The following is an 11,014-nucleotide window of genomic DNA, read 5'->3' as shown; positions in this document are numbered from 1 at the left end:
TGCCGCGACCGCCTTCGAGGTTGGTGACGATGTAACGGGTGTCCCGCCCCTGCGGGCCAACCTCGATGCGCGCGATCACCCGGCGCGCTTTCGACCAGGACCCGGCCGCATAGGAGAAAGTCCTGAACCGGCGCAGCTTCTGACCCTTGCGCACATACCGCTGCGCCGTCGAAGCCTCCAGGGTCTGCACGCGCTCCTGCAGGCGGGCATTCCTTGACAATCCCAACACGTGCCAGACCTTCACGGCGCTCGATCTCTCGCAACAGCATCAGCCCGGCGTCCGAACTCATGTCGGCACCGTCAAATCCGAGCAGGACCTGCTTGCCATTGACGGGTGACAAGCACAGACGAGAGGGTGTAGAAACATCCATGGTGAGGCTCGGCATCCTGAAGAACTGCGGCTTTGGGTGTAGGAACCATAAAACTACAGCTCTTCAAGTAGTTAAGCCAGTCTCACCAACTCCTCATGCATAATTCGGGTTAGGTTCAGCCCCGCCATGATCTCATCGTGTAGTTCCTGACCGCCGCCCTGCTGCATCCACGCCATGTATTCGGTCACATCCGGACCAAACGGAACGGCGGTGAAGATGTTCATCGCCGGTTCAAGCCCCGCGCCGTAACCGGGCGTGCCGAAAGCCATGTCGACCGCGCCCTGCGAAACCGGATCGAAATATTCGGTCGCCGGCACCATAGCACCGGGTTCGAAAACCTCTACCTCCAGCGTACCGCCACTCAGCTTGCCGATGCGTTCGGCGATCCATGGAGAAATTTCACCGATGACCGGCGTCTGTGTCGGAAAGGCCGCATGCATCCGCAATTTCCGCGTGTCCTGCGCATATGCGGCGGTGGTTGCCAGTATCGCGGCGACCGAAACTGCCCCCGCCAGAATATTCGAAAGTTTCATGATCGTTTCCTCCTCGTTTGATCATGTGGCCGGCCGTATGCTGGCCGGTTCTATTCGTTCGCGCCCGCCAGATGGCGACCGGCGATATAACCAAAAGTGATGGCAGGCCCTAACGTGATGCCTCCACCCGGATAGTTGCCGCCCATGATCGAGGCAGCATCATTTCCCGCCGCATAAAGGCCGGGAATGGCATTTCCATCACCATCCAGAACCTGCGCGTTCTCGTTGGTCCGCAACCCGTCGAAGGTGCCCAGATCGCCGATCACCAGCTTCACGGCGTAGTACGGTCCTTTCTCGATGGGCGCGACGCAGGGATTGGGCTTGCGCTCAGGATCGCCGAGCGAGCGGTTATAGGCCGTGCTTCCCTTGTGGAATTCCGGATCCTCGCCGTTCTGCGCGTGCTTGTTGAACTCGGCCACGGTCTTATCCAGCTGATCCGCATCCGCGCCGATCTGGACAGCAAGCTCGCGCAAGGTGTTGCCGCGCAGCAGATAGCCATTTTTGATGTGCTGTTTGTAGGGGACCGGCGTCGGCTTGGCGAAACCAAGGCCGTATTTGCGGAAGGTGCGATGATCGGCGATGAAGAAGGCGCAGACCTCGCCATTCTCCTCGGTGCAGCGCTTGTACATCGCCTGGCAGAAATCGTGATAGGAATTCGCCTCATTCACAAAGCGCCGCCCGGAGCGCGTAACGGCAATAACGCCGGGCTTGGAACGGTCAACGAAATGCGGAAAAGTCCCAAGCGTGCCATCCGGCCGAAGGGGGCGCGAGATCGGCACCCAAGCGGCGGCGTTCGGCAGATCTTCCTGTACCGCGGCACCGACCGACTCACCCAAACGCAACCCGTCTCCGGTATTGCCAGGAGGTGCGGGCGAGGCATGTTCATAGCCGGTGGGTGCGTGCGGAAACAGCTTTTTGCGACGCACCGGGTCCTGCGGGAATCCGCCCGCAGCCATCACCACGCCCTTTGCCGCATTTACGCGAACGCGGCCGCCGGGTGTGTCGATTATGGCACCGGTGACGCGACCCTGTTCGTCCTTGACGAGCTGCTCGACCGGCGAGCGCGTCCATATCGGCACATCCTTGTCAAAGCACGACTTGGCTAGCCGTGCCACCAAAGCGTTGCCATTCATCAGGCGCATTGCGCGGCCGTGGAACGCCTTGTCCCGCAGGAATTTCGCGAACAGCCCGCTGACAAACAGCGCAGACACAGGCGAGCGCGTCACGTTGAAGAAATGCAGCAGCTCTTTGCCCGAACCGATCATCATGCCAAGCATGGTTATCTCGGCCAAGGGCGGGCGCAGACGCGAAATCTCGCTGCCAAGCTCGCGCCCGTCAAAGGGCTTCGCCACAATTGACCGGCCACCGGGCAGCCCGCCGGATTCGTCGGGATGATAGTCCGCGAAAGTTGGACCGAGGTCGAATTGTAGCGAAGTCTGCGATTCGAAGAAATCGACCGCCTTTGGGCCATTTTCCAGGAAGGCGTCGATGCGCGGTTCGTCGAAGAAGGCGCCGGTCTCACCCTTGAGATAGGTCTTGGCTTTCGCGGCGCTATCGTCGACGCCGGCACGCTTTGCAGGCGCGTTGCCAGGGATCCACATCCAGCCGCCGGACCTTGCCGTAGTGCCGCCGAACACCGGCTCTTTCTCGACCACGAGAACCTTCTGGTGACTATGGGCCGCAACAACGGCCGCCGAAAGCCCACCGGCCCCAGAACCAACCACCAGCACATCACAGTTGTATTCCCTCATCTCGACCTTTCCTTACTTCTGGCTCGCGCCGAACAGGCCCGAAACGTCACATCAAGAAGCGAAAGCAATCCCGGCAACCGCAGCAGTTTCATGCTGCGGCAGGTCACACATGGCACCCTGCGGCGATGGCTTTCCTAAATCTGTCCAGAGAGTACGCCAGGCGTTCGGCAGGGACTGAAACCCGTTTCCGATTCGCGCATTCGGCGCTGCCTCCCTCTATACATATATTATTCTTTATCGAATGATTTCGTCAATAACAAATTTTGTTGAAGAGAAATGAACCGCTGAAATCGAAAAGGCGGCGGACCATTGCCCGCCGCCTTTCATGCCGAAGTTCCTGCATTCCGGGTGTACTACGGCCTGTGGCGCAGCAGATGCGGTACCTCCTTGATGACCACGGCCAGGACGATGACCAGGGCCTGAACCAGAAGCTGAACTGCCGAGCTCGCCCCTAGCGCCAGCACCATGATGCCCAACTGCGTCATGAAAACGGCGGCAATGCCCGATGCGATCACGCTGCCCCGCCCGCCCGAAAACGGCGTCCCACCGACAACGACCGCCGCAATTCCGGGCAGCAGGAAATCGTCCCCTGCGTTCTGTGACGCCGAACCGATGAACCCGGCATAGAGCATCCCGGCAACCGCGAAGCATATCGCCGCCGCCGCATATGTGCCGACCTGATAGGTCAGCACTGGCATGCCCGCCGCACGCGCGGCCCTCGGATTGGCGCCGACTGCGATGAAACGTCGTCCGATGACCGTGTGCGCCGATATGACGGCCACCGCGACGATGAAGGCCCCTGACAGCAACAGGGTGTAAGGCACACCGAACAGGCCTTCATGAGAAAAGCTCTCCAGCGCCTTGGGTACCGACATTGGCGTCCCGCCTGAAATCTTGTTGATCGCGCCCAGCAGGATCGCATTCGTCGCCAGCGTCGCGACAATAGGCATGATGTTCAGCCGCGCCACCAGAAGCCCGTTGATGCAACCGACCAATGCCGCGACCGCAATCGCCCCCAGGGCTGCCAGCCACACGGAATCGATGCCGTAGCCCAGCTTGGCGATGAAAACGCCGCCAAGGCTCATCATTGCGGCGCAGGAAAGGTCTAACCCGCGCTGTTGAATGACGATGGTTTGCCCGACGGCGACGATTGCGAGCATCGCCGCGAAAGGCAGCATTGCCGTCAGCGACGAGGCCCTGATTGTACCCGGCGCGACCACCGCGCAGAGCGCAAACAGCGCAGCGGTTGCGATCCAGATCCAGGCGAATTCACCCGGCACCAGAGTGAACCCTTGTCGCTGTTTCTGGGTGTCTCGGGTCAAGGATTGTGCTTGCATGTCATCTCTCCTCTGGTTCGGGCTCAGGTCACGACGACCATCTGTCGGCTCTTGGAGTACAGCGCGACGGCGAGGATGATCATTCCGCCAAGCAGATAGGATTGCCAGGCCGCGTCCAGACCAAGGAAGTTCGTCACGGTGTTGATCAGGACAATGAAGGCAGCACCGAACAGCGTTCCCACAAAAGAGCCGCGCCCCCCAAAAAGGCTTCCGCCCCCGATGACGACGGCCGCGATACTGCCAAGCGTATAGTTCAGCCCGGCGCGCGGATCGCCGATGCCAACCTGATCCATCATCGCGAAGGTCGCCACCAGCGCCAGCAAGGAACAGCCGATATAGGCGATCAGCCGCGTCCGCGCCGGTGAGATCCCGGCCATGCGCGCCGCATCCTGCCGCGAGCCGAGCGCGCGGAAAGTAAAGCCGATCCGGCTACGGAACAGCAGATATTCCAGCACGATTGCAAGAATGACGGCAGCGATGAACATCACCGGTACGAAACCGATGCGGTAGCCAAAGATGTCCAGCATGCCAAAGCTCAGCATCCCGCCCGGCTCTGGTCGCAGGATCAGCGATACAGCCTGCACGCCCATATAGGTCGCAAGCGTGGCCACCATCGGATGCAACCGCATGGGTTCGACCAGAAACCAGTTCAGCGTCCCGATCGCTATGGCGACCACCACCATCGCCGCGAAGCCGGTCACATAGCCAGAGGCGACCGCCCCGTCGATCATGTAGAACGATGCGACGACCTGTAGCAGCCCCATCGTCGGCCCAACCGAAAGGTCAATGCCACCGACAAGCATCAGCATCTGCTGGCCATAGGCAACGATGGCCATGGTAGCGATCAGCGCCATCATCCCACCCAGATTGCGTCCGGTCAGGAAAAAATCATTGTCGAGGGCGACATAGCCCGCCAGCACCAGCATGGCGATGCCTACCATGACAATCGGCGCCATGTCTCCGGATGCCCACTTCCAGAAATGTGCGGTATCCGACTGGGCGCTTTCGCGCGTTTCAGTGGAACGGAGCGCCGCGCCGGCGATGTTGTTTTCGACGACCTCGTCTCCTTCAAGCTCGGAAACGATCTTGCCGCGCGAGAAAACGACGACCCGGTCACACAGGCCGGCGATCTCAGCCGCATCCGAGGAGAGCACGGTAATCGCGACCCCCTGTTCTGCCAACCCGCGGAGGATCCGATAGATCTCAGCACGAGCCCCGACATCGACGCCCTGTGTGGGCTCATCAACCACCAGAACCTTGGGTTGGGTCGCGACTACGCTGGCCAGCACAAGTTTCTGCTGGTTACCGCCTGAGAGCGACCCGATCCGCGTTTCCGTATCAGGCGTTTTGACCGTGTAGTCTTGGATGGCCTGACGCGTACGCCGCTCTTCCGAGCCCTTGCGCACGAACCCAGCCACGGCATCGCGCCACTGACTGCGCGACGAGAAATTCTCGCGCACCGAAAGATCCGCGAAAATTCCGTCTCGGTGGCGATCTCCGGGCAGATAACTAATGCCCGAGGCCATCGAGGTTATTGCGCTGGACAGATTTGCTTGGGCTGCATCGATCCGCACTGCGCCGGATCGTGGGCGATTCAGCCCGGCAAGGGCACGTACGAATTCCTGCTGTCCGTTATCACTGATGCCGCCAACCCCAAGGATTTCACCGCGCCGCAGGGAAAGCGAGACGTCGGCGAAACCGTGCCCCCGCAGGCCCTCGACGCGCATGACCTCTTTGCCGAATTCGAGGCATTTCGGCGGAAACTCCTCGCTCAGCTCTTTGCCGACAATCAACTCGATGATCTGGTCTTCGCTGAGACCATGCGCCTTATAGGTGCCCTGACCCTGCCCATCGCGCAGCACCGTCAGGCGATCCGCAATAGCTTGAACTTCCTTGATTCGATGCGAGATATAGACAACCGCCGCGCCGCGCGCAGTCACCTCGCGAACCCGGCTGAACAGCCGCTGCACATCTTCGCCGGCAAGGTGCTCGGTCGGTTCGTCCAGAACCAGGACCGCGGGTTCGCTGGCCAGCGCCTTGACGATCTCTACAATGAAGCGTTGTTCGGAATTCAGCGTCTCAACCCGATCGCCCGGATCGATTGCGACATTCTCGCTCCAGGTTCGCAGAAGACCACGCGCCCATTTCCGTAAATCCGCGACCGGAGGCGCCATCTCACGTGGCAGCCCGAGGAAGAGGTTTTCCGCCACCGTGAGGTCCGGCAGAAGCGCCGGTTCCTGACGGACGATTGCAATGCCCAGCTGACGCGCAAGGGCCGGGTCGCCGTTGGTTTCCTTCCCCTTGATCCTGACAACACCCGAACTGGGCGACAGTGCCCCCGATGCGATGGCCATCAGCGTCGATTTGCCCGCTCCGTTTTCGCCGACGAGACCGTGCACCTCGCCGGGCAGCACCTCGAAACTAACGTCATCAAGAGCTTTCACGCCCGGAAAGATCCGGGTGACATTGGACATGACAAGCAAAGGCTGCGACCTGACATCAGCCATGGCGCACACCCCGCAGCTGCAAAGCGGACATTATCACACCATGAGGCAATCCTTCACCGCAACCGTAGAACCCTATTTCCTCCACCGTGCTCCTCCGATTCTTGATCAGCTTCATCAACGCGACTTGACGCCGCTCGCGTTGCCTGAGCGGCCAGACAATCCGTTTTGACTTCACACTCCCCCGAGGCTGATTCCGCACCAGCCTCCCATCAATCAAAATTAGTTTATTGCGAATATATATGTCAATAAAAAATCCTGTTGCCTTGAATCCGAACATGCGAGAAAGTGGTTCGGATATGTGTCACGGGGCGACAGAATGGCAAGGGAAGGGCAAGCGGCTCGGGGAATTCAGTCGATTTCGGTCGGCGGGCGCATCTTGCAGGCGTTGATCGACGCCTCGAATCCACTGACGTTAAGAGAGATTTCGCAGGTGACCGATATCACCTCGGCGCAGGCGCATGCCTATCTTGTCAGCTACAAGCGCGTCGGTATGGTCGTTCAGGAATTTGACGGGGGCCCCTATCTGCTTGGTTCCCTGGCACTTCGGCTTGGTCTTGGCCGGTTGCGAAGCCTGTCTATTTTCCGCGAAACGAACGGCCTGCTGAAGGAACTGTCGGAAGAGCTCAACGTGATGTCGCTTCTGGCTGTCTGGACATCCAAGGGGCCATCGGTCGCCATGATGGTCCAAGCCCGCGACAAGCGAAGCGACCTCAATATTCATATGGGCACGCGCTTTTCGGTGTTGAACACGGCTACCGGCCGTATTTTCGGTGCCTTCGATGACCCTGCGCGGGTGGGTCCATGGATCAGCTCTGAAGTGGCGCGAGCGCAGCCGACCCATTACGAGACGGACGTGACATCGCTGAAAAGCTATGAGGCGCTGATGGCAACGATCCGAAAGGACGGCATCAGCGTGGTGAAAGGCGTCCGAGTGCCAGGGATCGACGCGGTCGCCGTGCCGATCTTCGATGAAAATAATGCCTTCGCCGGCGCACTAACCTGTATCGGCCATGCCGATACGCTGGACACTGCGAAAGACAGTGCCTGTGTAAAGACCATTCTTTCGGGCGTCTCCAGGATGTCCGAACGACTGTTGATCCTTGATAAAACCGCCTGATCGGGCACTGAGGAAAGGTAATATCAGATGTCCGACACCAGCCAAAGTTCCGAGGGTCGAGGCGTTCAGTCGATCGAGGTGGGGACCCAGCTTCTTGAAGCCCTGATCGCACGCGGCGAGCCGATGATGCTGAAAGAGCTTGCCGCTTCTCTGGGAATCGCACCGGCGCAGGCGCATCCCTATCTTGTCAGTTTTCGCAACATGGGCATGGTCGAAAAGAACGAAAGCTCAGGCCGCTATCAGCTCGGCCCCTTCGCGCTTGACCTTGCCCTGTCGCGCATGCGCTCCGCCGATCCGATGCAACTGGTCAGCAAGGTTGCGGAGGCATTGTCGCAGCGCACCGGCCTGACCACGCTGGTCTCGGTCTGGGGGGCCTTCGGGCCGACGGTCGTGGTGGTGAACGAGGGGAAAGACCAGCTTCACATGAACACCAGGGTTGGCACGGTCTATTCAGTCACCGGCACGGCGACCGGGCGTGTTTTTGCGTCCTACATGCCGGCTGAGGTTTCGCGTCAGACCATCCGCTCAGGCCTGCAGAGATCCTTGCAGGATCGCTACGTCGGCACGGCCCAATCCTTTGGCGACACAGATATGGCTGAGATCCGTGCCCATGGCGTCGGCTCGGTGCCCATGCCTCCCGTGCCGGGTATTAATGCCATCGCTGCGCCGGTTTTCGATCATCTGGGGCAGGTCATGGCGGTCTTAACCATGGTCGGGGATGCGCGTGTGCTGGACAGTTCGCCAGACACTGCGTTAGCGGAGACACTTGGCGACGCGGCGCAACAGCTTTCGTCAGAGCTGGGCTATCTGCCGGTGGCTTAACCAAGATTATTATTCTATTGCGAATTTATTCGCTTAAATGTAATGATACCCTCATCACGGCCACTTTTGAATCGTCGTGTTGGGAGGGAATGTCAATGAAACTGGAAAGTAGACTGGCCGTGGTAACCGGGGCCGGACAAGGCGTCGGGGCATGTATCGCGAAGGGTCTGGCGGCCGAGGGTGCGCGCGTGATCCTGGCGGACCTGAGCCTTGAAAACGCCCAGCGGACCGCCGGGGAAATCCGCGACGCCGGTGGCGAAGCATGGGCCTATGCCCTTGACGTGACCGATGCGGCTGCATGCGATGAGCTGGCCAGACAGGCCAGCGAACACGGGGATGTGTCGCTGCTGGTTAACAATGCCGGTGTTTGCCCCCGAAATACCATCGACAGCGCAGATGTCCGCGAAAGCTGGGCGCTTGGTATGGACGTGAACCTTGAGGGCACGCTGAACATGATTCTGCCCTTCGTTCCGGTGCTGCGGAAGACGCGCGGCGGGATCATCAACATGGCCTCGATCGCGTCTTTCGTATCGACGGCGACGTCGATTTCCTATTCGACTTCGAAGGCGGCTGTGAAGATGCTGACGCAGAACCTAGCCGCCGAACTGGGCAAGGACGGCGTACGCGTCAATGCCATTGCGCCGGGCACGCTGGTTACGCCGATGACCGAGGCAACACGCAATAACACGGAGCGCAGCGAGCGTTTTCTGTCCCGCATTCCGATGGGACGCTTTGGCGAGCCGTCCGAAATCGTCGGCCCAGTGATCTTTCTGGCCTCTGACATGTCCTCTTACGTCACTGGCGCAACCATTGTCGTAGACGGCGGCTATCTGACTGGCTGACCAGCCCGCCATGTCGAAAACAGGAAGGGCCCGGCGTGTTCGCCGGGCCCTTCCATATTCGCGCCAGTCAAACGATCCGGCGCGTTTCCACGAAATAGGGGGTAATGGTGTCCAGAAAGAACTTTGCATGCTCTTGCGTTTCGGTCACAATATCGCTTGCGTAAAGCTCGGCTGCCGTTTCTTTGTCTCGGAACCAGAATTCGACGATCCCGTCTACCGGAACCTCCTCATAGGGAACGCTTTCAGTCCGCGAACCATGATACCTGTCGATCACGATGTTCTGGTTGTAGCCGAGGACATTGGGCCAGCGGCGCACAAAATCCGCATGGGTTTCCAGCCATTCCTTGCGGAACTTTTCCGGACTGATGCCCGGCAGGCGCTTTAGAAGCGTCATCCGCTTGATGACCGGGCCGTCGTCGGGTTGATAAGGCACGACAACATGCTTTTCGCAGGCGACCAGCTTTACATCCTCAAGGAATTCCTGCTCATCGACCAGCGTCGGCGCAAAGATATCGCCGCTGACCGCGTTAAGCATGGCCGGGACATCGTCGAAATGCAGTTCGGAAAAGCCTGCCAAATCCCATTCGCTGCCGCGCGCATGACTGATGCCGAACTGTTCCTTGTCGACAACGCGATGCTGCCAATAGCCGCGAAGGCCGGGAAAGCGGGCAGCCATGGGGCCATGGCCGTGATGCCAGTGCGTGTCGAACGCCTCGTCCGACAGATCCTTGCGCTTTGTCAGCAAGCCAAATCTGGTGATCATCCTATGTCCTCTCTCTGCGTCATGTTCTTGATGGCATCAGCTTGTTAACCGCAATAATTCATGAAGCTGCGGTATCGCACCGTGTAGGCATGGCATGGCCCATTCCGGTTTGACCCACACAATGGACTTCGGCGACCGTTTTTTCGGGCCGCTGACGTCATGTGAGGTTGTGCAGGTTGATGTTTCTGGATGAGCGGGGCGTTTCGCTTCAGGCCGGAGGCGGTGGCTCGAGGGCGCGGAACAGCAAGGTGAGAAGTTTCCTGCGCGGGCAGCAGGCCGGAAGGGTGATGATGATCCGGGTCTTCTTTTCGACGATGGTAGCGGCCAGCTTGAGCAGATACAGGCGCAGCGTGTCGAACTGCGCATACCGCCACGGGGACCGTTTGGGGCAGGCGGCGCGGAGCCTCCACCAGATCCAATAGGCGCAACCGTGCAGCATAAGCCGCATCTGATTGGCATTAGCCTTCGTGCATGAGGTCCGGTCCGCGGCGAGATGGGTCTCCATTCGCGAGATGGTCGGCTGCGAGCACAGCGCCGCGCCGCTTTCCGGGGCTCGTTCCAGGGCGAGCTTGAAGCTCGGATCATGGCGCAGATCGGCGGCATCATTGGCATCCTCGTAGCCCGCCGCGATCATCAGGATCCGGAAGCGGATGATCTCCTCGAGGCTGTGCTGCACCTTGCCCGGATCACGCGGGTCGTCAACGCAGGGCGCCAGCCAACCTGCCAGACCTTCACGGCGCTCGATCTCCCGCAACAGCATCAGCCCAGCGTCGGAACTCATGTTGGCACCGTCAAATCCGAGCAGGACCTGCTTGCCATTGACGGGTGACAAGCACAGACGAGAGGGTGTAGAAACATCCATGGTGAGGCTCGGCATCCTGAAGAACTGCGGCTTTGGGTGTAGGAACCATAAAACTACAGCTCTTCAAGTAGTTAAGCCAGTCTCACCAACTCCTCATGCATAATTCGGG

9 protein-coding genes and 1 pseudogene are annotated in these 11,014 nt (G+C 59.8%); 3 read left to right on the top strand and 7 right to left on the bottom strand.

All coding sequences use genetic code 11. From position 1 onward, the window contains the following. The 5 genes and pseudogenes from ACK5L9_RS06545 to ACK5L9_RS06525 all read right to left on the bottom strand — a co-directional run. Positions 1-232, bottom strand: a pseudogene (locus ACK5L9_RS06545) (transposase); the annotation flags it as partial. 210 nt (positions 233-442) lie between these two features. Next, on the bottom strand, positions 443-904 hold the full coding sequence (locus ACK5L9_RS06540) for a hypothetical protein (protein WP_416910660.1): 462 nt from the start codon (positions 902-904) through the stop codon (positions 443-445). Positions 905-954: 50 nt separating this feature from the next. Next, on the bottom strand, positions 955-2,655 hold the full coding sequence (locus ACK5L9_RS06535) for an FAD-dependent oxidoreductase (RefSeq protein ID WP_416910659.1): 1,701 nt from the start codon (positions 2,653-2,655) through the stop codon (positions 955-957). Positions 2,656-3,008: 353 nt separating this feature from the next. Beyond that, on the bottom strand, positions 3,009-3,992 hold the full coding sequence (locus tag ACK5L9_RS06530) for an ABC transporter permease (protein WP_416910658.1): 984 nt from the start codon (positions 3,990-3,992) through the stop codon (positions 3,009-3,011). A 23-nt stretch (positions 3,993-4,015) separates the two neighbouring features. Beyond that, the gene (locus ACK5L9_RS06525) at positions 4,016-6,499 is read right to left on the bottom strand and encodes an ATP-binding cassette domain-containing protein (protein WP_416910657.1); all 2,484 of its coding nucleotides are present in this window, start codon (positions 6,497-6,499) and stop codon (positions 4,016-4,018) included. Positions 6,500-6,815: 316 nt separating this feature from the next. Between ACK5L9_RS06525 and ACK5L9_RS06520 the strand changes: the two genes are divergently transcribed. The 3 genes from ACK5L9_RS06520 to ACK5L9_RS06510 all read left to right on the top strand — a co-directional run bounded on the left by ACK5L9_RS06520 (position 6,816) and on the right by ACK5L9_RS06510 (position 9,280). Beyond that, positions 6,816-7,616 (top strand): IclR family transcriptional regulator, encoded by an 801-nt coding sequence (locus ACK5L9_RS06520; protein ID WP_416910656.1) that lies wholly within the window; start codon positions 6,816-6,818, stop codon positions 7,614-7,616. A 27-nt stretch (positions 7,617-7,643) separates the two neighbouring features. Beyond that, on the top strand, positions 7,644-8,438 hold the full coding sequence (locus tag ACK5L9_RS06515) for an IclR family transcriptional regulator (protein WP_416910654.1): 795 nt from the start codon (positions 7,644-7,646) through the stop codon (positions 8,436-8,438). A gap of 95 nt (positions 8,439-8,533) precedes the next feature. After that, positions 8,534-9,280 carry an SDR family NAD(P)-dependent oxidoreductase gene (locus tag ACK5L9_RS06510; protein ID WP_416910653.1) on the top strand — a complete coding sequence of 249 codons (747 nt, stop codon included), beginning with the start codon at positions 8,534-8,536 and terminating at the stop codon, positions 9,278-9,280. Positions 9,281-9,347: 67 nt separating this feature from the next. Here the strand turns inward: ACK5L9_RS06510 and ACK5L9_RS06505 are convergent, their stop codons facing one another. Together ACK5L9_RS06505 and ACK5L9_RS06500 are read right to left on the bottom strand one after the other, a co-directional pair. Then, positions 9,348-10,043 (bottom strand): EthD family reductase, encoded by a 696-nt coding sequence (locus ACK5L9_RS06505; protein WP_416910652.1) that lies wholly within the window; start codon positions 10,041-10,043, stop codon positions 9,348-9,350. A 208-nt stretch (positions 10,044-10,251) separates the two neighbouring features. Continuing rightward, on the bottom strand, positions 10,252-10,905 hold the full coding sequence (locus ACK5L9_RS06500; RefSeq protein WP_416910661.1) for a transposase: 654 nt from the start codon (positions 10,903-10,905) through the stop codon (positions 10,252-10,254). Positions 10,906-11,014: the final 109 nt, after the last annotated feature.

The sequence above is a fragment of the Paracoccus sp. (in: a-proteobacteria) genome (assembly GCF_047973135.1).
Classification (GTDB): domain Bacteria; phylum Pseudomonadota; class Alphaproteobacteria; order Rhodobacterales; family Rhodobacteraceae; genus Paracoccus.
The sequence above is the reverse complement of the archived record's forward strand: the minus strand, read 5'-3'. Positions and strand labels throughout refer to the sequence as shown.